21 protein-coding genes are annotated in these 21,432 nt (G+C 73.1%); 10 read left to right on the top strand and 11 right to left on the bottom strand.

Annotation, left to right across the window (positions count from 1 at the left end; genetic code table 11):
• Positions 1-113 precede the first annotated feature (113 nt).
• A complete protein-coding gene (locus EV383_RS13945) occupies positions 114-734 on the bottom strand; it encodes a LysE family translocator (RefSeq protein WP_130290312.1) in 621 nt (206 codons plus the stop codon).
• 74 nt (positions 735-808) lie between these two features.
• Between EV383_RS13945 and EV383_RS13940 the strand changes: the two genes are divergently transcribed.
• Positions 809-1,753, top strand: a complete 945-nt coding sequence (locus EV383_RS13940) for an RluA family pseudouridine synthase (RefSeq protein ID WP_130290311.1) — start codon at positions 809-811, stop codon at positions 1,751-1,753.
• Here EV383_RS13940 and EV383_RS13935 read toward each other — a convergent pair.
• Positions 1,733-2,995: a cytochrome P450 family protein gene (locus EV383_RS13935; RefSeq protein ID WP_130290310.1), complete on the bottom strand. Its 1,263-nt coding sequence runs from the start codon at positions 2,993-2,995 to the stop codon at positions 1,733-1,735. The genes EV383_RS13940 and EV383_RS13935 overlap by 21 nt on opposite strands.
• Before the next feature lie 77 nt (positions 2,996-3,072).
• Positions 3,073-5,124 carry an ATP-binding protein gene (locus EV383_RS13930; RefSeq protein WP_130290309.1) on the bottom strand — a complete coding sequence of 684 codons (2,052 nt, stop codon included), beginning with the start codon at positions 5,122-5,124 and terminating at the stop codon, positions 3,073-3,075.
• A 309-nt stretch (positions 5,125-5,433) separates the two neighbouring features.
• On the opposite strand from EV383_RS13930, the gene EV383_RS13925 reads away from it, so the two are divergent.
• The 3 genes from EV383_RS13925 (at position 5,434) to EV383_RS13915 (ending at position 8,163) form a co-directional block, all read left to right on the top strand.
• A complete protein-coding gene (locus EV383_RS13925; RefSeq protein WP_242623085.1) occupies positions 5,434-7,185 on the top strand; it encodes an acyclic terpene utilization AtuA family protein in 1,752 nt (583 codons plus the stop codon).
• 67 nt (positions 7,186-7,252) lie between these two features.
• Positions 7,253-7,579 carry a DMT family transporter gene (locus EV383_RS13920; RefSeq protein WP_130290307.1) on the top strand — a complete coding sequence of 109 codons (327 nt, stop codon included), beginning with the start codon at positions 7,253-7,255 and terminating at the stop codon, positions 7,577-7,579.
• Positions 7,579-8,163 (top strand): TetR/AcrR family transcriptional regulator, encoded by a 585-nt coding sequence (locus tag EV383_RS13915; protein WP_130290306.1) that lies wholly within the window; start codon positions 7,579-7,581, stop codon positions 8,161-8,163. Before EV383_RS13920 ends, EV383_RS13915 begins: the two co-directional genes overlap by 1 nt.
• A gap of 21 nt (positions 8,164-8,184) precedes the next feature.
• Here the strand turns inward: EV383_RS13915 and EV383_RS13910 are convergent, their stop codons facing one another.
• Genes EV383_RS13910 through EV383_RS13900 form a run of 3 tightly spaced genes read right to left on the bottom strand, consistent with a single transcriptional unit; the run spans position 8,185 to position 10,977 of the window.
• Positions 8,185-9,747, bottom strand: coding sequence for a hypothetical protein (locus EV383_RS13910; protein WP_242623084.1), 1,563 nt, complete (start codon positions 9,745-9,747; stop codon positions 8,185-8,187).
• Between the two features lie 58 nt (positions 9,748-9,805).
• Positions 9,806-10,357, bottom strand: coding sequence for a hypothetical protein (locus EV383_RS13905; protein WP_130290305.1), 552 nt, complete (start codon positions 10,355-10,357; stop codon positions 9,806-9,808).
• Positions 10,354-10,977: an L-threonylcarbamoyladenylate synthase gene (locus EV383_RS13900; RefSeq protein ID WP_130290304.1), complete on the bottom strand. Its 624-nt coding sequence runs from the start codon at positions 10,975-10,977 to the stop codon at positions 10,354-10,356. The genes EV383_RS13905 and EV383_RS13900 overlap by 4 nt, the downstream gene beginning before the upstream one ends.
• 155 nt (positions 10,978-11,132) lie before the next feature.
• Between EV383_RS13900 and EV383_RS13890 the strand changes: the two genes are divergently transcribed.
• The 4 genes from EV383_RS13890 (at position 11,133) to EV383_RS13875 (ending at position 14,471) form a co-directional block, all read left to right on the top strand.
• Complete coding sequence (locus EV383_RS13890; protein WP_130290302.1) at positions 11,133-11,951, top strand: N-acyl homoserine lactonase family protein; 819 nt, start codon at positions 11,133-11,135, stop codon at positions 11,949-11,951.
• Between the two features lie 117 nt (positions 11,952-12,068).
• Positions 12,069-12,512 carry an FmdB family zinc ribbon protein gene (locus EV383_RS13885; RefSeq protein WP_130290301.1) on the top strand — a complete coding sequence of 148 codons (444 nt, stop codon included), beginning with the start codon at positions 12,069-12,071 and terminating at the stop codon, positions 12,510-12,512.
• Between the two features lie 163 nt (positions 12,513-12,675).
• Positions 12,676-13,686, top strand: coding sequence for an acetamidase/formamidase family protein (locus EV383_RS13880; RefSeq protein ID WP_130290300.1), 1,011 nt, complete (start codon positions 12,676-12,678; stop codon positions 13,684-13,686).
• Positions 13,687-13,709: 23 nt separating this feature from the next.
• On the top strand, positions 13,710-14,471 hold the full coding sequence (locus EV383_RS13875) for an SDR family NAD(P)-dependent oxidoreductase (RefSeq protein WP_130290299.1): 762 nt from the start codon (positions 13,710-13,712) through the stop codon (positions 14,469-14,471).
• Between the two features lie 220 nt (positions 14,472-14,691).
• Here EV383_RS13875 and EV383_RS13870 read toward each other — a convergent pair whose 3' ends face one another.
• A complete protein-coding gene (locus tag EV383_RS13870) occupies positions 14,692-15,489 on the bottom strand; it encodes a phytanoyl-CoA dioxygenase family protein (RefSeq protein ID WP_130290298.1) in 798 nt (265 codons plus the stop codon).
• A 127-nt stretch (positions 15,490-15,616) separates the two neighbouring features.
• Between EV383_RS13870 and ppk2 the strand changes: the two genes are divergently transcribed.
• Complete coding sequence (gene ppk2, locus EV383_RS13865; RefSeq protein WP_423213646.1) at positions 15,617-16,642, top strand: polyphosphate kinase 2; 1,026 nt, start codon at positions 15,617-15,619, stop codon at positions 16,640-16,642.
• Here ppk2 and EV383_RS13860 read toward each other — a convergent pair.
• Both EV383_RS13860 and EV383_RS13855 read right to left on the bottom strand, forming a co-directional pair.
• Positions 16,636-17,703 (bottom strand): class I SAM-dependent methyltransferase, encoded by a 1,068-nt coding sequence (locus tag EV383_RS13860; RefSeq protein ID WP_165438343.1) that lies wholly within the window; start codon positions 17,701-17,703, stop codon positions 16,636-16,638. The genes ppk2 and EV383_RS13860 overlap by 7 nt on opposite strands.
• A 71-nt stretch (positions 17,704-17,774) precedes the next feature.
• Positions 17,775-19,406, bottom strand: coding sequence for an alpha-keto acid decarboxylase family protein (locus EV383_RS13855; protein WP_130290295.1), 1,632 nt, complete (start codon positions 19,404-19,406; stop codon positions 17,775-17,777).
• Between the two features lie 101 nt (positions 19,407-19,507).
• Here EV383_RS13855 and EV383_RS13850 point away from each other — a divergent pair, with 101 nt between their 5' ends.
• On the top strand, positions 19,508-19,996 hold the full coding sequence (locus tag EV383_RS13850) for an Lrp/AsnC family transcriptional regulator (RefSeq protein ID WP_130290294.1): 489 nt from the start codon (positions 19,508-19,510) through the stop codon (positions 19,994-19,996).
• Positions 19,997-20,040: 44 nt separating this feature from the next.
• Here EV383_RS13850 and EV383_RS13845 read toward each other — a convergent pair whose 3' ends face one another.
• Complete coding sequence (locus EV383_RS13845) at positions 20,041-20,277, bottom strand: DUF397 domain-containing protein (RefSeq protein WP_130290293.1); 237 nt, start codon at positions 20,275-20,277, stop codon at positions 20,041-20,043.
• A 120-nt stretch (positions 20,278-20,397) separates the two neighbouring features.
• Entirely contained in the window at positions 20,398-21,294 is an 897-nt protein-coding gene (locus EV383_RS13840; RefSeq protein WP_130290292.1) for a helix-turn-helix domain-containing protein, read from the bottom strand.
• Positions 21,295-21,432 lie beyond the last annotated feature (138 nt).

Genomic DNA, 21,432 nt, shown 5'->3' with positions numbered 1-21,432 from the left:
CGGTGTCACCCGCATCATGAACTCTCACCCACGATGCGGGCAAGCGCGCGGCCCCGGGTCTTGATCAGGTACACACCACGGCACCGGGTTCGCCGAAAGGCAGCGATGACGCGTCAGTCGACGGCGAGCGCGGCTCCGAAGCCCAGCAGCGCGACGCCGGAGACCGCGTCCCCTGCGCGGCGCACCCGGCGCCGGGAGAACCACTCCCGGGCGCGGTGCACGAGGAGCACCAGCCCGACGAACCAGAGCCCGCCCAGCACGGCGACGGTCAGCGCGAGCAGCAGCGCGTCGCCGGTCCCGGTCACACCGGGCACCAGGAACTGCGGAAGCACCGACAGGTACATGATCAGGATCTTCGGGTTGGTGACGTTGGACAGGAACCCGCGCCCGAACGCCTTCCCCGCTCCGGCGACCGGCGCCGCGCCGTCGAGCGAGGGGTAGTCGCCGCGCCGGGCGGCCCGCAGCGCGCCGAACGCGAGGACGCAGAGGTAGGCGACACCGGCCCAGCGCAGGATCGTGAACAGGGTGTGCGACTGCGTGATCAGCACCCCGAGCCCGAACGCCGCGGCGCTGCCCTGCACGGCGTTGCCGGTGAACACCCCGGCCGTCGTCAGCAGGCCCGACCGTCGCCCGCCGGTCAGCGACGAGCGCAGGAGGACGAACGTGTCCGGTCCGGGGACCAGCACGAGGACGACGACGATCAACAGGTACGCACCGTAGGAAGCCCAGCTCACGAGCGACCACGCTAACGACCGGCGCGGCCGAACCCCAGGGAGAATCGGGTCACGCCGCCCGTAGCCTGGACCCGGTGCGACGCCGGCTCCGATCCCCGCTGCCGCAGCGGCACGGGCTGGACCCGGCACGGCTGCGGACCCCCGACGACGGCAGCACCTGGCCGTCGATGCGGGCGCACCTGATCGAGCGGCTCCCCCGCGTCGACCCGGTCCGGCTCGACGAGATGCTGGCCGGCGGCGAGATCGTCGGCACCGACGGCCCGCTGGGTCCGGACAGCCCGTTCGCGCCGGGGACGTTCCTGTGGCTGCACCGCGACCTGCCCGACGAGGTCGCCGTCCCGTTCGGGATCGGGATCGTGCACCGTGACGACGACATCCTCGTCGTCGACAAGCCGCACTTCCTGGCCACGATCCCGCGCGGGCGCCACGTCCTGGAGACGGCGCTGGTCCGCCTGCGCCGCGAGCTCGACCTGCCCGCGCTGAGCCCCGCGCACCGCCTCGACCGGGCCACCGCAGGCCTGTTGCTGCTGGTCGTGCGCCCGGAGCTGCGTGGGGCCTACCAGACGATGTTCGCCAAGCGTCGCGTCGCGAAGACCTACGAGGCGATCGCGCCGTACGAGCCGTCGCTGGAGCTGCCGCGGACGGTCCGGTCCCGGATCGTCAAGGAGCGCGGCGTCTTCCAGGCCGTGACCGAGCCCGGTGAGGTCAACGCCGAGACGCTCGTCGAGCTCGACGGGCACCGCGACGGCCGCGGCCGCTACCGCCTCACCCCCTACACCGGGCGCACCCACCAGCTGCGCGTGCACATGAGCGAGCTGGGCGTGCCGATCCTGGGTGACGACTTCTACCCCGACCTCCGCGATCGCCCGCTGGACGACTTCGCCCGCCCGCTGCAGCTCCTCGCCCGGACACTGGAGTTCACCGACCCGGTCAGCGGCGAGCCCCGCCGGTTCGAGAGCCGCCGCACGCTGCAGGCGTGGGACGACCGCGCCGGCTGGTCAGGCGAGCCGGACCGGTAGCCGCAGCAGGCCGCGGATCAGGGTGGACTCGCGCCAGGCCAGCTCCTGCGGCTCGGCGGCGAGGGACATGTGCGGGAAGCGGCCGACGAGCGTCCGGAACTCGATCTCACCCTCCAGCCGGGCCAGCGCCGCACCCACGCAGTGATGGATGCCGTAGCCGAACGCGACGTGGTTGCTCGTGTCGCGGGTCAGGTCGAGGGTGTCCGGGTCCGGGTAGCGCTCAGGGTCCCGGTTCGCGGAGTCCAGGGCGATCATGACGATCTCGCCCTCGCCGATGTCGACGCCGCCGATCGTCACCGGCTCGGCGGTGAAGCGCAGGGTCGCGAGGTTGATCGGGCCGTCGTAGCGCAGGAACTCCTCGACCGCCTTCGGGGCCAGGTCGAGGTCCTCGCGCAGGCGAGCCATCTGCTCGGGGTGGGTGAGCAGGGCGCGCATCCCGTTGCCGATCAGGTTCACCGTGGTCTCGTGCCCGGCGACGAGCAGCAGGAACGCCATCGACGTGGCCTCGGTCGTGCTCAGCCGGTCCTCGTCGGCAGCGCCGATGCTCGTTCCGCCGGCGCTGCTCTCGGTCTCCGCCACGATCGCCGACAGCATGTCCTCACCCGGCTCGGCGCGCTTCTGCTCGACGAGCCCGGACAGGAACGCGCCCATCTCCCGGCTCGCCGTCGCGCGGACGTCGGGCTCGCCCTGCGAGAGCAGGGTGCTCGACCAGCGCCGGAAGTCGTCACGCCGCTCCTCGGGCACGCCGAGGATCTCGCAGATGACGGTCATCGGCAGCAGGAACGCGAACGCGTCGAGCAGGTCGACCTCCCGCTCACCGGCGTCCAGGCGGGCCTGCATCGCGTCGGCCAGGCCGGTGGCGATCTCGGTGATCCGCTCCCGCATCCGGGCGATCGCGCGCACCGTGAACGCGCGGCCGACGAGCTTGCGCAGCCGTGTGTGGTCCGGCGGGTCGGAGTTCAGCATGTGCTCGGAGAAGACCTCGGAGAACTGCACCAGGCGCTCCGGGGCGACCGAGTGACGCTGGATGATCTCGCCGAAGCGGCTGCCCTGCTTGGACAGACGCGGGTCGTTGAGCGCGGCCCGGACGTCGGCGTAGCGGGTGACGACCCAGACGTTGAGCCCCAGCCCGGTGACGGCCCGGGTCACCGGCCGTTCCTCCCGCAGCAGCGCGTAGGCGGCGTGCGGATCCTGCAGGAACGCGTGGTCGAGCTCGATCGGGACGGTGGCGCCGGCGGTCATCTCCGGTCCTCTCCGGACGGCGGCTCGCGGTCTGGTTCCCGAACCTACGCCCGCCGCACCGGCGACGTCCCACCGTTTCAGCCGACGTTGCGGCCGTCCTCGCCGAAGGGCGCGGCACCGTTGGTGCCGTTGTCGCCCGGGAAGCCGTGCGCCTCGGGACGCCCGTGACCCGGTACCGGTGCCATCGGCTGGGCGGTCGGCCACGGAGCGGATCCGTTGCCGTTCGCGGCGGCACCGTTGGTGCCCTGCTGCTCCTCGGCCGCGCGGTGCCGGCCCTCCCGCAGGCCGCGCTGGTAGCTGGCCAGGCGGTTGCGGACGCGGTCGGGCTGGCGCTCCATCGAGCTGGCGTGCCGGGAGGCGCCGGCGTCCCGGCGTGACGGCGGGACCATCTGCTGCCCCGGACGGCGCTGGGGCAGGCCCTGGGCCGTGGTCGGGGACTCGACGACACGGTTCGCGCGGATCCGGGCGGCCTCGAACTCGGCGTCACCGACGGTGGACCAGTTCTCCGGGCCGCGGGCGCCGTTCGTCCCGGCGGTCGGCAGCGCGGTGGTCCGGGCGGACCCCGCGGCACCCTCCGGGTCGCGGAACCAGGCGGACGCGACGGCGGCGAAGATCGGCGTGCCGTCCATGTCGTCGACGGCCACCGGCACGTCCGTGTCGAACGGCCCGAACAGCTCGACCGGCGGGGTCGTGCCGGGGACCGGCAACGCCTCGGTCACCGGCGGCGTCTCGGCGACCGGCTGCTGCTGGAACGGCGGCCGCGCGCCGGGCCCCTGCGGCGATCTCGTGGGCAGCGGCGGGACCGGGAGGGACGGCGGCCGCGGACCCGACTGCCCGGAGAGCGCCTGGCCGGAGAGCGGCTGGCCGGGGACCGGCGGGCCCTGCGGTGAACGCGGCGGACCGGCCGGGCCGTCGGGGCTCGGACCGGACTGCGGTGCGTTCGGGTGCCGGCGCCACGCGCCGAGGGGCATCGGCCGCACGGGGATGCGCGACGGCCCCTCCCCCGGCGGTACCTGACCGACCGCCGGGTCCCCCGGAACGAGCGGGGCGTGCCCGTTCGGGGCCTGCGCCGTCGGGACCTGCTCGGTGGGGACCTGCCCGGTCGGGAGCTGACCCGCCGGGGCCGGGCCCGTCGGCAACCGGCTCGTCGGGACCTGACCCGTCGGGAGCTGGCCCGTCGGGAGCTGGGCGGACGTACTACCGGCCCCGGTCCCGGCCGGGATCGGCGGCCACGGCGGGACGGGCGGCTCGGCGGACGGGACGGACGGCGCCGGCGGCTCGGACGGTGTCTCGGCGACCGGGGCGAGGTCCTCGGGACCGGGCGCGACGACGTCCTCGGTGCGGACCGAGTCCTGCCCACCCCCACGGCCCCCGGCCAGCAGCGACGGTGGGAGATGCAGCACCGCGACCGGCGAGAGCCCCGGCACCGACTGCGTCCCGGCGGAGCTGCGGGTCCCGAGCCGGGCACCGATCGCGCGGGCCAGGCGGGCCGCGACATAGAGCCCGATCTCGTTCGGAGCCACCGCACCGTCCGGGCGGCCGGCGGCCAGCATCCGGTCCAGGTCCTCGATCGGGGCCCGGTTCTGCGCCGGCTGGGCGCAGAGCAGCTCCAGCACGACGCCGCCGTCGGGCGCCCAGCGGATGTGCAGCTCGAGACGCTCACCCGGCCCGGTCGTCGTGACCGCGTGGGCGAGCAGCTCGGCGAGGATCTGCCCGAAGACGGGCTCGGCGGCGCCGTCGAGGGACACGCTCGGCGTCGGCGGCACGACGGTGCGGGAGGCTGCTTCGCTGGCGGCGACCGCCGTCGACAGGGCCTGCCCCAGCGGCACCGCCCCGGTGCTGCGCGGCGTCGGCGGGGTGCCGGACATGACGAGGATGTGGTCGCCGTCGCGCACCCCGCGACGGGCTGCGGCGGCCAGCTCGGCGAGGTCGGCCAGGGCGCCGGGGCGCAGCTCACCGCTGCGCAGGCGTTCGGTCAGCAGCTGCTGGCGCTCGGAGCGGGCGCGGAGCCGGTGGGCCAGGGCGGCCATGACGGCGTCGCCGTCGGTCCCCGGCGCAGCGCCCTCCCCGCGGGAGCCGGCTGGCGCGGGACCGCCCGGCCGGGTGCCCGACGGGTCGTCTCGCTGCACGCGATGTCCTCCGAACGACTCGTGCGACGCCCGTGCCTCGGACGCCTCCGGCCCGGATCGGATGGACCCGGGCACGCTCGGAAAGGGAATCTACCGGCTGGTTGCCTACGAGCCGCCCCGGATGCGGTGGGCGGTGCCCCACACGGGGCCGGGCGGCTCCGGCACGGAGGCGTCCACCCCAGGTCCGGGGTCCGACACGCCCGGCGGACGACCGTGCGCGACGGGCCGCGCTTGCACCGGCCGGACGGACCTGGTCACGTGAGACCGGGAGGGGCCGCCCGCGCCCCGGCTCGACTGGAGGTCACCCCCGTGCCCCGCAACCCGATCCGGATCGGCAACTTCTCCGGCTACCTCGGCGACCGCTTCACCGCGATCGACGAGGCGCTGGCCGGTGACCCCGTCGACGTCCTGATGGGCGATTACCTGGCCGAGGTCACCCTCGCCGCGCTGGCCGTGGGCTACCGCAAGGACGCGAGCGGCGGGTACGTCGCCTACTTCCTGCGCCAGCTCGAGCCGCATCTGGCCACGATCGCCGAGCGCGGGACCAAGGTCGTCACCAACGCCGGCGGCTTCAACCCCTCCGGCCTGGCCGACGCGCTGCGGGAGCGGATCGCCGCGGCCGGGCTGTCGCTACGGGTCGCCCACGTCGAGGGCGACAACGTGCTGGACCGGCTCGGCGAGTTCCACACCGAGGGCCACGGGATGGAGCACCTCGACACCGGCGCGCCGCTCAAGGACTGGGGCGTCGAGCCGATCGCGGCGAACTCCTATCTGGGCGGGTTCGGCATCGCCGCCGCGCTGGCCGGGGGTGCCGACATCGTCGTCACCGGCCGCGTCACCGACGCCTCGCTGACGGCCGGGCCCGCGGCCTGGTGGCACGGCTGGACCCCGGACGACTGGGACGCCCTGGCCGGCGCCGTCACCGCCGGGCACGTCATCGAGTGCGGCGCGCACGCCACCGGCGGCAACTTCTCCGGGTTCACGCAGGTCCCGGGCATGGTGAAGTGCGGCTTCCCGATCGGCGAGATCGCCGCCGACGGTTCCAGTGTGATCACCAAGCACGCCCGCGACGGCGGCATGGTCACCGTCGACACGGTCACCGCCCAGCTCGTCTACGAGATCCAGGGCCCGCGCTACCTCAACCCCGACGCCACCGTGCACCTGGACACGGTGACGCTGGAGCAGGTCGGGCCCGACCGGGTCGCGATCGGGCCGGTCACCGGATCTCCCCCGCCGCCGACGGCGAAGATCGCGGTGTTCGCGCCGATCGGCTACGAGATCTCCCAGATGCTGTTCTGCACCTCCCCGAACGTCGCCGAGAAGGTGGACCTGCTGCGCGAGCAGCTGCGCGCCCAGCTCGAGGGCCACGTCGACCAACTCGACGTGACGCCGCTGGGCACCGCGGCGCAGGACCCGTCCGACCAGTGGGAGGCGACGGTCCCGATCCGGGTGATCGCGACCGCCCGCGACCCCGAGCCGTTGCGCCGGTTCGTCCCCGCCGTCGGCAGCCTCTACCTGCAGGGATTTCCCGGCTTCCACCACGACGGGCACGCCCAGCGGGTCAGCGAGCCGTGGCCACGGATCGACTACTGGCCCGCGCTGCTGCCCGCCGAGCTCGTCCCGCACCGCGCCGTGCTCGACGACGGAACGGTGCTCGACGCGCCCGTCACGTCCCGGTTCGCCACCGTCGAGGAGATCGCCCAGCCCCCGCAGGACGGGTCCGCCGGCGCCCCCCGGGCCGGTGGGGGCCGGGTGATGCTCGGCGACCTCACCTACGCGCGGGCCGGGGACAAGGGCGGCAACTCCAACGTCGGGATCTGGGCGCCGGACCCGGCGCACTGGGAGTGGCTGCGCACGACCCTGAGCACCGAGAAGATCCGCGAGCTCCTGCCGGAGGCGAAGGACTGCGAGGTCGTCCGGCACGAGCTGCCGCACCTGCGGGCGGTGCACGTCGTCCTCAAGGGGCTGCTCGGGACCGGGGGTTCGTCGAACCTGCGCGTCGACCAGATCGGGAAGTCGGTCGGCGAGTACCTGAGGTCGAGGTACGTCACAGCTCCGTAGACGCTTCTCGCAACGGGTCAGTGATACATTTGTTCCACTATCCCGGCTGTGAGAACGAGGTCCGACCATGCCCGCCGCCGTCCTTCTGGCGTTCGCGATCCTGCTCGAGGTGGCCGGGACGGTGAGCCTGCGACTGTCCGAGGGGTTCACGAAGCTGGTCCCCTCGATCGTCGTCGTCATCGGCTACCTCGGTGCGTTCGCGCTGCTCTCACAGGTGCTCAAGATGGGCATGCCCCTGGGCGTCGCCTACGGCATCTGGGCGGCAGCCGGGGTCGCCCTGGTCGCGATCATCGGCGCCGTGTTCCTCGGCGACGGCCTGACCGGCGTCCAGATCGGCGGCATCGTGCTGGTCATCGGCGGCGTGCTGGCCCTGGAGCTGGGGGCGGCGCACTGATGGCCGACGACGCGCCCCCCACCGGCGAACCCAGGATCGACGGGCGCCGGGCGCACGGTGAGCGTCGCCGTCGCAAGCTGCTCGACGCCACGCTCGAGGTGATCGCCCGCGACGGGGCCGGGCACGTCACGCACCGGTCCGTCGCCGCGGCGGCCGGCGTCGCGCACTCCTCGGTGGCCTACTACTTCACCGACATCGACGACATCCTGGTCTCGGCACTGACCCGGGCCGGAAAGCGCTACGTCGAGGCCGGGGACCAGGTGTTCGCCGCCGTCCGCGAGGGGGCCGACCTTCCGACGGCCCTCGCCGAGTCGATCATCGGCTGGGACGTCGTGCCGGGCAACGCCCTGATGGCCGCGGAGTACGAGCTCTACCTGATGGCCGCGCGCCGCCCGGAGCTCGCACCGGTCGCGCTGGAGTGGGCGGACCGGCTCGCCGAGATGATCGGCGGGCACGTGGCCGATCCGGGGCGTGTGCAGGCGGTGGTCGCGCTCGTCGAGGGGACGTTGCTGCAGGCGCTGCTCGGCCGGCCCACCACGGTCGAGGACCTGCGCTCCGCGCTGCAGCGCCTGCTCGACGCCTGACCCCGGCCCGGAGGGACCGGCTCAGAACAGGCGAGCCAGCCAGCGGGAGTAGGTCTCGTCGTAGCGACCGTCGGCGCGGGAGTCGGAGCGTGCTTGCTCGGCGGCGATGGCCGGGCGCAGGCGCGGGGCCCACTCCGGCTCGGCGTAGACGAGCTGCCAGTAGTCCTCCCGCATCTGCACCGCGGCGACCTGCTCGTAGCCACGGGTCGCCGCCGGGACGTCCAGCCCGTACGCGGTCACCGGCGGGACCGGGTTCGTGCTCGTCACGACCACGACGGTCGGTCGCTCGGCACCGACCACGTCCGTCGGGGAGGCGCCGCGGGCGATCGCCTCGTCGTTGAGGCCGATGTAGTCGATGGCCTGCCAGTCGCTGTAGTAGGGGATCGCGCCGGCGTCGGAGGTGGCCAGCGTGCGCGCCGGGACGGGCAGGTCCGCGTCGGCGAGGCCCCGCCCGATCGCGGCGTGGGCGCGGTCCAGGTCGACCCCGTAGTTGACGATGACGCGGGCGTCGTTCGCGGTGACGCCGGCCAGCGCGGTCCAGCCGACCGCGACCGCCCCGACCACCGCCGCGAGACGCCGGGGCATCACCGTGTCCAGCGCGAACCCGGCCGCCAGGCACAGCACCGGCACGGCGTGGAAGGCGAACCGGTGCAGGTAGTCCATCGACGGGCCGGACAGCGCGTACGTCACGTAGGTCAGGCCGACCGTCACGCTGATGAGGACCCCTGGCCGCCACGCGTCGCGCCGCAGCGCCAGGGACGCGGCCAGCACGATCAGCGGCAGCAGCGCGGCGCAGGTGACCTCGAGCCAGCGCTGCCCAGCCGCGAGGTGACCGAACTTCACGTAGAACGTGTTCGGCAGCAGCTGGCCGTAGTACGACCACCGCCAGAGGAAGTAGACGGCGCCGACGACGGCGGCGCCCCCGGTCCACAGCCAGGTGCGCCGGTCGGACCGGGTCGTCCAGGCCCACACCGCGAGCGCCGGGACCACCGCCACCGCGCCCTCCGGACGCAGCATCCCGCCGACGAGCAGGAGCACCGGCAGCTCCCAGGCCCGCACCCCGACACCGCGCAGCACCCGCACGCCGAGCACCACCACGCGGAGCAGGACCAGCGCGAACGCCGCGGTCTCCAGACCGGCGACGACGTGCAGGTACGTCGGCAGGAACAGCAGGTAGGCCCCGACGGCGGTGGCCTTGCCGGTCCGGGTCGCCGGCTCGCGCAGCAGCATCCACGCCGTCGCGGCCGCGCAGAGCGCCGACGTCAGCTTCGAGACCAGCGGGAGCGGCACACCGAGCGCTGCGAACGGGACGTGCCAGGCCATCCAGGCGAAGTTGGTGAACCCCTCCACCGGGTCGGCGCCGGGGTTCCATGTCGGGCCCACCCCGTCGGCCGCGTGCAGCGCGTAGCGGTAGGTGATGAACGCGTCGTCGATCGTCGTGCTCCACGTCGCCCAGATCCCGATCGCGAGCACCACCAGGATCCCGGCGAAGGCGGCGATCGGGAGACGGTCGCGACGCACGGCGCGTTCCCGTTTCCCTCGGCTCGGCCAGGGCGGGGACTGCTGCTCAGGGGCGGTCAGCACGGCCCCCAGTGTGCCGGGCCCGACCCGTACGGCTCACCGCGGGTGACGGTCCCCCGGGCTACACGGCGGGAGAACCGCGCAGCAGCGTCGCCGACGATCCCGCCAGGAAGTACGCCCCGCACCCCAGTCCGGTGACGGCCGCGATCACGGGCGCCGACGCGCCGAGCAGCCCCACCAGGACGCCGACGATCCCGATCCCCAGGATCACCGCACCCACGGTGTAGAAGCGCCGCTGGAACACCCGGCCGAAGCCGAGGAAGTGCACGCCGACGACGATCGCCGTCCAGCAGATGACGTACTGCGCCAGCCCGAACGCCTGCAGGACGACGTTGCCGGCGAACAGTCCGACCAGCTCGGCCAGCACCGTCAACCGGTAGGCACGCGAGGCGAACATCGAGCCGCCCCCGGAACCGGCACCCGGCGGCGCGGACCGCAGCAGCGTCACCGCCCGCACCAGCAGCGCGACCGCGACGACGACCGCCACCACACGCACCACCAGCGGCACCGGCGAGGCGAGACCGCCCGACCCCCAGAACACCCAGGCCACGCCGAACACGGCGCCGACCGCGACACCGACCAGTGCGTCCCGGGGCAGTACCGGAGCGCTCACGCGGCGAAACGGGAGGGATCACCGGCGCCGGCGCGGATGATCTCGGGCTCGTCGCCGGAGAGGTCCACGACCGTCGTCGGCTCGACGCCGCAGTCTCCGGAGTCGATCACCGCGTCGACGACGTGGTCGAGCTCCTCCTTGATCTCCCAGCCCTGCGTCATCGGCTCGGAGTGGTCGGGCAGGAGCAGGGTCGACGACAGCATCGGCTCGCCGAGCTCGGCCAGCAGTGCCTGGGTGGTCGCGTGTTCCGGGATCCGCACGCCGACGGTCTTCTTCTTCGGGTGCAGCAGCCGGCGCGGGACCTCCTTGGTCGCCGGGAGGATGAACGTGTAGCGGCCCGGGGTCGAGGCCTTCACCGCCCGGAACACCGCGTTGCTGATCTGCACGAACTGCCCGAGCTGGGCGAAGTCGGCGCACATCAGGGTGAAGTGGTGCCGGTCGTCGAGGTGGCGGATGGTCCGGATCCGGTCCAGCCCCTCCTTGTTCCCGAGCGAGCACCCGAGGGCGAAGCACGAGTCGGTCGGGTAGGCGATCAGCCCGCCCTCCCGCACGAGGTCGACGACCTGCGTGATGCTGCGTCGTTGCGGGTTCTGCGGGTGCACGTCGTAGTACCTCGCCATCGGGCGAGCCTACGACGCGACGCCACCCCGCGGGGCCTCCGGACGCCGACGATCATCGAACGCGGTCCGGTTGTCGCTCCGGTGATCCATGCGGCATGCTGCATCGGCCGGTGTAACCCCGATCACCAGGGCATACCAACTCGACGAGGAGAGCGATGTCCGACTCCGACAAGATCAAGGTCACGATCCTTCCGACCGGCGTCATGCACGCCGACCTGACCTGGCTGCTGATCGACCCCAGCCGCATGGCGACCTACCAGCAGCCGGACAAGAAGAAGGACTGGGTCGAGGTCCCGACCCACGTCGTCTACATCGAGCACCCGTCGGGCAAGAAGCTGATCTGGGACTCCGGGGTCCCCCGCGACTGGGAGACCCGCTGGGCCCCGTCCGGGCTGGGCCAGTTCTTCCCGGTCGACGCGGCCACCGAGGACATGTGGCTCGACTCGCGGCTCAAGCAGCTCAACCTCGAGCCGAACGACATCGACTACCTGCTGCTCTCGCACCTGCACCTGGACCACGCGGCGAACGCGCAGATGTGGGCCAAGACCGACACCAAGATCATCGTCGACGAGAAGGAGAAGGAGGGCGCGTTCTCCTTCGACGGCCACAACCTCGGCGCGCACATCAAGTCCGACTACGACGGGCTCGAGCTCGACACGATCAACGAGGACACCGAGATCCTCCCCGGGATCACGCTCCTGCGTACCCCCGGTCACACCTGGGGCACCATGAGCCTGCAGGTGGACCTCAAGGACGAGGGCACGATGATCTTCGCCTCGGACTCGCTGTACCGCTCGGAGTCCTACGGCCCGCCGCCGATCGCCGCCGGCATCGTCTACGACACGGTCGGCTGGTTCGCCTCGGTCGAGAAGATCCGCGGCATCCAGGAGAAGACCAACGCCAAGGTCATCTTCGGCCACGACGCCAACCAGATCACCGAGCTGCGCACCGGCCCGGGCAACTCCTACACCTGATCCACCCCGCTCACCTCGCGGTCCCCGGCACGGGTGCGGCGTTCGTCGCGTGCGACGCGACGAACGCCGCTCTCGTCCACCGCGGCCGCGGTTCGCACGACTCGGAGGAGAATTCCGGTGCCCCTGTACGACTACGCCTGCGCCTGCGGGGCCCGCTTCGAGCTGATGGTCCCGTCCTGGAGCTCCCCCGCGCCGGACTGCCCGTCCTGCGGGGGCGCGACCACCCGTCGCCCACCCTCGCCCGCGGTGCACGGCCGCGGCCGCGCCACTCCCCCGCCGGCGATGTCGAAGGCCCCGCAGTCCTGGGAGGGCCTCAACAACGGCGACCGGGACACGATCACGCACTGGCGACGCACCGTCGAGGCGCGTCAGGAGTTCGAGGCGAACAACCCCGAGCACAAGGAGCACCGCGACGCCGTCGCCGCGCACGAGGGCGTCTTCGAGCGCAAGCCCCTGACCTACAAGGAGCTCGCCTCCCGCGCCGCGACCAGCAAGAACGCCACCGCGGCCGCCGCCGAGGCGAGCAAGGACCGGGTGAAGCCCACGGCGCCGAAGGACTGAGCCCGGCGCCCCTGCAGGTCCTGCGCGACCCCGCCGTCCGGTGACGCCCGCGCGCTTGATCGGATCCTCGGAGGCGATGTGCGACATCGTTGTCGCGTATCGCCGCCCGGCTACCGATCACCGGCCCCTTGCCGTGTCGAGCCGCGATGACGAGGATCGCCCGATGCAGGTCGTCGAGTACCGCCCCGAACCCGGCCAGTACGCCTGGACGTTCGGCGGCGTCGCGCCCACGCACCGGATCTCCCCCGGCACGTGCCTGCGGCTCTGGACCGAGGACGCGTTCTCCGGGCGGCTGACCCGCACCACCGACCGTCCGAGCGACGTGCTGAACATGGCCGAGGTGAACCCGCAGACCGGGCCGTTCTTCGTCGAGGGTGCCGAGCCCGGCGACACCCTGGCCCTGCACATCGTCGACCTGACGCCGGCGCGGGACTGGGGCGCGTCGACGCTCATCCCGTTCTTCGGGGGGCTGTCGGTCACCGACCGCACCGCGCTGCTGCACGACCCGCTGCCCGAGCGGACCTGGATCTACCAGCTCGACCGCGCCGCCGGCACCGTGCTGTTCGAGGCGCAGAGCACCGAGATGCGCCTGGAGCTGCCGTGCAACCCGATGCTCGGCACCGTCGGCGTCGCCCCGCCCGGGCGTGAGGTGCGCAGCTCCCTGGTGCCCGACGTGTTCGGCGGCAACATGGACACGCCGGAGATGAAGCCCGGCGCCACCTGCTATCTGCAGGTCAACGTCGACGGCGCGCTGTTCTCGGTCGGGGACGGGCACTACCGCCAGGGAGAGGGCGAGAGCTGCGGGACCGCCGTCGAGGGCGCGATGGACGTCGTATTGCTCGTCGAGCTGATCAAGGCGTCCCCGGAGAACCCGGCCCCGGCGTGGCCGCGGATCGAGAGCGACACGCACTACACCGTCGTCGGGTCGTCGCGGCCGCTGGAGGACGCCTGGCGGGCCAGCCAGATCGGCATGATCGCCTGGCTCGGCGAGCTGTACGGGCTGGACCGGCTCGACGCCTACCAGCTGCTCACCCAGATCTCGGAGTCCCCGCTGGCCAACGTCGTGGACACCAACTACAGCGCGGTCACCAAGGTCGCGAAGGGGCTCCTCCCGGCCGGTGCCGCGTACGGCGGCGTGCACCGGCACCTGCGCGAACAGTCCCGCTCCCTGTAGACCCCCGACCCAGGAGACATCCCATGGACATGCTGCTCACCGGACGCGTCGTGCTGGTCACCGGCGGATCGCGCGGGATCGGCCGCGCCGTCGTCGAGGGTCTGGTGGCCGAGGGCGCGCGGGTCGCGTTCTGCGCCCGCGGCGAGGACGGTGTGCGCGCGGCCGAGGCGGAGATCCGGGCGAACGGGGCCGACGTCGTCGGGACGGCGGTGGACGTCGCCGACTCCGCCGCCGTCGCGTCCTGGGTGGAGGCCTCGGCGCAGCACTTCGGGCAGGTGGACGCCGTCGTCGCCAACGTCAGCGCGCTGGCGATCGGGCCGGGCGAGGAGAACTGGCGCAACAGCTTCCAGGTCGACCTGATGCACACGGTCGCGCTGGTCGAGGCCGCGCTGCCGCACCTGGAGCGCAGCGACGCCGCGTCGGTCACGGCGATCTCCAGCGTCTCCGGCCGCGAGATCGACTTCGCCGACGGCTCCTACGGGGTGATGAAGGCGGCGCTGGTGCACTACGTCTCCGGGCTGGCCTACGACCTGGCGTCGAGGGGCGTGCGGGCCAACGCCGTCTCCCCCGGCAACGTCTACTTCGACGGCGGCGTGTGGCAGCAGACCGAGCAGGGCTCCCCCGACTTCTTCGCCGACATCCTCGCGATGAACCCGACCGGCCGGATGGGCACGCCGGAGGAGACCGCCTACGCAGTGGTCAGCCTGGTCAGCCCGCGGGCGAGCCGGATCAGCGGGACGAACCTCGTCGTCGACGGTGCCCTCACGAAGGGCGTGCAGCTCTAGCTCGACCGGCGACCCCCGACCGCCGTGGGCCCCGCAGGGCGCTCAGCCGGGGTTCCATCCCTCCCTGAGACGTCCCCCGAGCGTCACGAAATGGTTGTTCGACGACCCCTTCGTGGCGCTCGCGTCCGAGGACGGCAACCTCGCCCATCGAGCGTCACGTTATCGCTCGACGCCTCACGATCTCGTGACGCTCGGCTGGTCGCCGTCTTCATGGGGTCGATCACCGACGTCGGGCATCGAGGTGACGGTCGAAGCCGAGGCGGACGGCGCGCTCGACCGGCGAGTGGGCGCCGTCCGGGCGGTCGAGGTCCAGGTCGGCGACCGGTTCCAGCGGCGGCTGGGCCATGAACCTCGGCCGGGTGCCGCGGTGCGGCTGCACGGAGTGCACGACGAACGGGTGCACCAGGTAGACGTCGCCGGCGGAGCCCGTCGCGTCGACGACCGGGTGCCCGTCCGTCGCCGGGACGGCCTCGCCGGCGAAGGCGAAGAACCCCGCGCCGGCCTCGCCGTACGGGGCGAGCAGCGCCGCGACGTCACGGTGCGAGCCGACGCGGATCCGGGTCGGGGCGTCGTCCGGGCCGACGTCGGAGTAGAGGAACAGCATCAGCAGTGCGCGGCCGTGGGAGCGGAGGTTCAGCCGCATCTCGCCGGCGGGTCCGGCGTAGCTGCCCTCGACGTGCCAGCCCGCGTCGCCGGGGTCGCCGGGGTGCGGGAAACGGATCGGGAACGTGCCCATCCCACGCCGCGGCCGCCAGCGTCCGGGACCCACGAGCGAGTCGAAGGCGGTGTGCAGGGCCGGGGTGTTCGCCGAGGCGGTGAACGGCTCGTCGGACATGCCCTCGATCCGCACGACCGGGCGGGTCCAGGTCGACGGGTCGCCGGGGTCGGCGCCGGTCCGGGCCCACAGCAGATCGCGGCAGGTGGCGGCCAGGTCCCGGTCGAACGCCTCGGGAACGCGGACGAAGCCGTCCCGGACGAACGCCTCGGTCCGCTCGTCGGACCATGTGGTGTCGGACATCGGGGGAGATCCTGCGCGGTGGCCGCGCGGCGGTCCACCCGTTTCCGTACGGACCGGTGTCTGCCGATCACCTGCGCGACATGTGGATGTCGGCCTGCGGCCATCCTCACGGCGCATGTTGTGCAGCGTGGACGACGAGACGCCCGAGACCCCGGCCGAGCACGACACCCCGACCGACGCCTCCGGGAGCACCGACTGGCCGACGTCGCGCGTCGCACATCCGGCGCACCTGGACCCGCGCCTGGCCGACCCGTCGCGCTACCAGGTCGACGACTCCGACGACGACGACCCGACGCTGCTCGGCCCGGACGGCGCGAAGGTCGACACCTGGCGCGAGGGCTACCCGTACGACAGCCGCCTGAGCCGCGACGAGTACGAGCGCACCAAGCGCCTGCTGCAGATCGAGCTGCTCAAGCTGCAGAACTGGGTCAAGGACACCGGCAGCCGGATCGTCGTGCTGTTCGAGGGCCGCGACGCCGCCGGCAAGGGCGGGACGATCAAGCGGTTCACCGAGCACCTCAACCCGCGCGGCGCCCGCGTCGTCGCGCTGGAGAAGCCGTCCGAGCGCGAGGCCGGGCAGTGGTACTTCCAGCGCTACGTGGCCCACCTGCCGAGTGCGGGCGAGATCGTCCTGTTCGACCGCAGCTGGTACAACCGCGCCGGCGTCGAGCGGGTCATGGGGTTCACCGACGCCCGCAACTACATGGAGTTCCTGCGCGCCACCCCGGAGCTGGAGCGGATGCTCGTCCGCAGCGGGGTGCACCTGGTCAAGCTGTGGTTCTCGGTCTCCCGCGACGAGCAGCGCACCCGGTTCCTGATCCGCCAGGTCGACCCGGTGCGGCAGTGGAAGCTCTCGCCGATGGACCTCGCGTCGCTGGACAAGTGGGAGTCCTACACCGAGGCGAAGGAGGCGATGTTCTTCTACACCGACACCGCCGACGCGCCGTGGACGGTGATCAAGAGCAACGACAAGAAGCGCGCCCGGCTCGAGGCCATGCGCCACGTCCTGAGCCTGTTCGACTACCCGAACCGCGACCCGGAGATCGCGACGGCGCCGGACCCGCTGATCGTCGGCCCGGCGGCGTCGATGTTCGAGCACGACGAGGCGCCGCACCGCTTCCCGCCGCTGTCGGACCACCGCAACCGTCAGTAGGGCTCCACCAGCAGTGTCGCGGTGAACGAGTGGCCGACGCCGAGACCGGCGTCGGCCGCGTCGCGCTCGCAGGCCAGGAGCTCTCCCGCCAGAGCGGCGGCGTCGGCCGCGGACAGAGCGCGACCGGCGTAGGGCTCCAGCGCGGCGTTCCACCGCCCCGCGAACGACGCCAGGTGCGCGAGGACCGGCTCCGGGGCGCCGTCGACGGCCGGGCTGAAGCGCAGCTGTTCGGCGCGGACGTCGCCCGGGTCACGGACGAGGGCGTTGACCAGGCTGCGGAAGCGCGGGACCTCGGGGTGGAACGTGCCGGTCGCGGTGTGCCGCCCGAGGAGCACCGACCGGTCGGTGAAGGCGCGCCGGGTGATCGGTGCGCCGGTCGCGGCCGCGGCGTCGGTGACGATCCGGTCCAGGGACGGGCGGTCGTAGAACGTCATCGGCTCCTCGATGTGCTCGCCGCCGCCGGCGAAGAAGCTCATCGCGTAGTCCCAGCGGTCGAGGTGCCAGCGCGGGCGCCACTCCACCGAGTAGCGGCCCAGCACGTCGACGATGACGACCGCCCGCCGTCCGGAGGCGGTGATCGACCCCAGCACCGACTCCAGCGCCTCGCCCAGCTCGCCGGTCGTGAGATGCGAGTACGGGACGCCGCAGGACAGGTAGAGGTCGAACTCGCCGTCGGGCAGGTCGTCGCGGACGTCGCCGAGGACGAACGACGCCTGCGGTGACGTGACGACGGCGGACGCGGTGGTGACCATCTCGGGGTCGACGTCGAGGCCCACGTAGCGGCAGCGGGACTCCGGCAGCACCACGACGCCGTCCTCGTCGGGTGCGGTGAGCAGCGAGAACCCGTCCGCCGTGCCGCTGCCGACGTCGAGGACCCGCACCGGCGCGTCCTCGGGCAGCTCCAGCCACGACAGCGCGCGGGCGATGATCCGGCGCGAGACCGGCTCCTCGGACCCGACCTTCACCGGGTCCCGGCGCTGCGGGGACAGGTAGTGCTGCGCCGCCCCTTCGTAGGAGGCGGTGGCGCGGGCGGGCTCGGTGTCGTGTCCGTTCGGGCTCACGATCCTTTTCCTACACGCCCGGGCCGTCCGGGTGGGGCGGGAACGATCTTTCCCACGTGGACGCCGGGTCCTCAGCGCCCCTGGTAGCGGTCGGCGAGTCCACGCAGGCCGGCCGGGAGGTCGAGCGGGCCGGTCCGCACGTGCAGGACCGCGAGACGACCGGGGTCGGAAGCCGCCCCGGACAACGCCGCGTCCAGCTCCGACGGCGTCCCCGGCTGCGACGTCAGCATGTCCACCCCCGGCGCGAAGGCCCGGGCGAGCGCACACCAGTCCCACGCCGCGACGTCGTTGTAGACCGCCTGCGGGCTCTGCAGCGCGCGTTCGATCGTGTAGCCGGAGTTGTCGACGACGACCACGATCGGCGGGTGCGGCAGCCGCGCGACGGTGCTGAGCTCCTGCACCGTCATCTGCGCGGCGCCGTCGCCGATCACCAGGACCGGGCGGCGGGACGGGTCGGCCACGGCACAGCCCAGGCTCGCCGGGAGCGCGTAGCCGATCGAGGACCACACCGGCTGCGCGACGACGTCGGCGCCGGCGGGCAGGACGATCCCGGCCGCTCCCCAGGACGAGGTGCCGATGTCGGTGACCAGGCGGTGCCCGCTCGGGAACCAGTCCTGCAGGTGCGCCCAGAGCGTCGCCTGGTCCAGGGTCTCCCCCGCGACCGGGCCCTCCGGCGCCGAGTCGGGCAGCTCGCGGCGCAGCGCGTCGCCGTCGACCAGTCCGGTCAGGACCTCCAGCGCGGTCGCGAACGGGACGCCGTCGATCACCCGTCCGGCGACCGTCGCGGTGCGCACGCCCAGGTGGATCGTGTGGGCCGGGTCGTCGCGGTGGGAGAACATGCCGGTGACGGCGTCGGCCATCAGCGTCCCGGCCTCGATCACGACGTCGGCGGTGTCGACGGCGAGGATGGCACGCTTGGCCCCGATCGCCCCGCAGTAGACGCCCGCGAAGTGCGGCGACGCCGGGTCGACCGCGCCGCGGCCCGACGTGAGGGTGACGACCGGTGACGCCGCCGCGTGGACGAGCCGGGCGAAGGAGCCGACGGTGCCGGTCCGCTCCACCAGGTGCCCGGCGACCAGGACCGCACTGTGCGCGTCGGCGAGAAGGGCGGCGGCCGCCCGGCGGAACTCGGCGACGGCCGGCGCGTCGACGCGGGGACCGGGCAGCGGTGCCGTCGGCTCGGGGACGAGCGCGGTGGCGACGTCGACGGGCACGGCCAGGTAGACCGGACGCAGCTCGCGCACCGCGGTGGCCAGGACCTCGTCGATCCGGGCGGCCGCGTCGGTGGCGGTCAGGACGGCGCCGTCCGCGGTGACCTCGGCGTAGGCGCGGGCGAAGCGGCCGAAGTCGCCGTCGCCGAGCGTGTGGTGCAGCAGCGCGCCCCGCTCGGCGAGCGCCGACGGCGGGGCACCGGTGATCTGGACCAGCGGCACGTTCTCCGCGTAGGCGCCCGCGACGGCGTCGATCGCGCTGAGCTCGCCGACCCCGAACGTCGTGACCATCGCGGCCATCCCGCGGGTCCGGGCGTAGCCGTCGGCCGCGTACCCGGCGTTGAGCTCGTTCGGCGACCCGGCCCACTCCTGGCGCCCCTCGGCCAGCAGGTGGTCGAGCAGGGTCAGGCTGAAGTCGCCGGGAACCCCGAAGAGGTGCTCGACATCCAGCTCGCCGAGTCGCCGGGCGAGGTACTGCGCAACGGTCAGCATGGCCCCAGGACACGCCGACACATCGTTCTGCGCAATACTCGTCTTCGAGACTGCGCAGGATGCGTCATCCGACGCCGGACGGCAGAGCGGAAGTGGTCACGATGCGTCCCCTGGACCGGACCGACGCCAGGATCCTGCTGGCCCTCGACGACGACCCGGCCGCGACCGTCGTCGCCCTCGCCGAGCGGCTGGGCCTGGCCCGCAACACCGTCCAGTCACGACTGCGCCGACTCGAGGCCGACGGCGCCCTCGCCCCGCCCAGCGTCCGGGTCCGGCCCGGTCACGCCGGGATGCCGGTCCTCGCGTTCCTGACGCTGGCGATCGACCAGAACGACTCCGCGGCCACGATCGCCGAGATCCGCGCGGTGCCGGAGGTCCTGGAGATGCACGCCATCACCGGTGACGGCGACCTGCACGTCCGCGTGGTGGCCGCGGACAACGCCGACCTGCACCGCGTCACCGGGTGCCTGCTCGGCTGCACCGGGGTCGTCCGCTCCAGCACGGTGATCTCGATGGTCGAGGTGGTCCCGATGCGGACGGCACCGATGCTGGGGCTGATCGCCGGAGCGGACGCACGCCCCCGGACCTGAGCACCCGGCGCGCGCGGGGGCGACTGCGCGCGCCGGGGCCGTCGTCAGGCGAGGTCGTCGAGCTCGCCGTTCTTGATGGCCCCGAGGAACGCGGCCATCCCGGAGGCGGAGAAGGCCAGGATCGCGCCGTGCGGCTCACGCGAGTTGCGCATCGCCACCTCGCCCCGGCCCAGGAGGGCGGAGCCGTCGGTCGTCGCCAGCTCGACGCAGTTGCCCTGGTAGCCGCTGCGACGGCTCTTGCGCCACGCGAGCTCGTCGCGGCCGTCATCTGCTCGCTGCATCTGAGCCATGCGAACGCCCACCCCACTTGCATATGCATCGACATTCGGTCGTGCACAAGCTAACAGCCGGGGACGACGGGAGCCGACCGAGACCGTTCGTCTACGACGGGCGGGTGATTGTCAGCGCTCGGCGCGCACCTTGGCCAGGTGCTGCTTGGTCTGATCGGGTGTCAGGGCGTCGATCGTGAGCCTGTCCATCACCCGGGTGTAGGACTCCACGTCGGCACGACGGTCGAGGTAGGTCGCCCCCGTGTGCTCCTCGAGGTAGACGATGTCCGGCAGCTCCGCCTCGGCGAATCGCAGCATCGTGAACGCGTGCTCGGCGGAGTAGCCGCTCAGGCCCCACGGCAGGATCTGCAGCACGATCGACCGGTTCGACGCCAGCTCCAGCAGGTGGTCGATCTGGGCGTTGAGCACCCGCGGCCCGCCCACCGGCCGGTGCAGTACCGACTCGTCCAGGACGGCCCAGAACGTCGGCCCGTCGCGGCGCTGCAGGAGACGCTGGCGCCCCAGGCGCAGCGACAGGCGGTGTTCGACGTCCGGGTCGTCGACGTCGGGACGGCCACCGCTGACGGCGGCGCGTGCGTACTCGGGGGTCTGCAGCAGGCCCGGGACGAACAGCAGCTCGTAGGTCTGGATCCGGGACGCGGCGCTCTCCAGGCCGACGAAGTCCTCGAACCAGCTCGGGATGACGTCGTTGTAGCGCTGCCACCATCCGCTGCGGTTGCTCTGCGAGGCCATGCCCAGGACGTGCTCACGCTCCGGCCCCTCGGGCAGGCCGTAGAGGGTCAGCAGGTCGGCGACGTCGCGGTCCTTGAAGCCGACCTTGCCGGCCTCCAGCCTGCTCATCTTCGAGTCGGAGCCGCGGATGTGGTACGCCGCGTCACCGCGGGACACGCCCGCGCGCTCGCGCAACCGCTTGAGGTGTACTCCGAGCAGAATCCGGCGCGCCGTGGGTCCGGTGTCGTTGAGCTCGTCGTCGTCGGCCGGGGTCTCCTGCGACGGGTTCGAGGCCACGGGGGCTCCTGCACTGTCGGTCGCGGCATGATCGCGCCCGACGGCCGTCCAGGGGCGGTCACCGGGCTGTCAGACCGTACACCGCGGTCACCGCGCGTGTCTGCGTCCTGATCACCTGCGACGGACGGCGGACGCCCG

The organism is Pseudonocardia sediminis, assembly GCF_004217185.1.
In the GTDB taxonomy this organism is placed as follows: domain Bacteria; phylum Actinomycetota; class Actinomycetes; order Mycobacteriales; family Pseudonocardiaceae; genus Pseudonocardia; species Pseudonocardia sediminis.
Note: the sequence above shows the minus strand (reverse complement) of the source record. Positions and strands in the feature narration are given on the sequence as shown.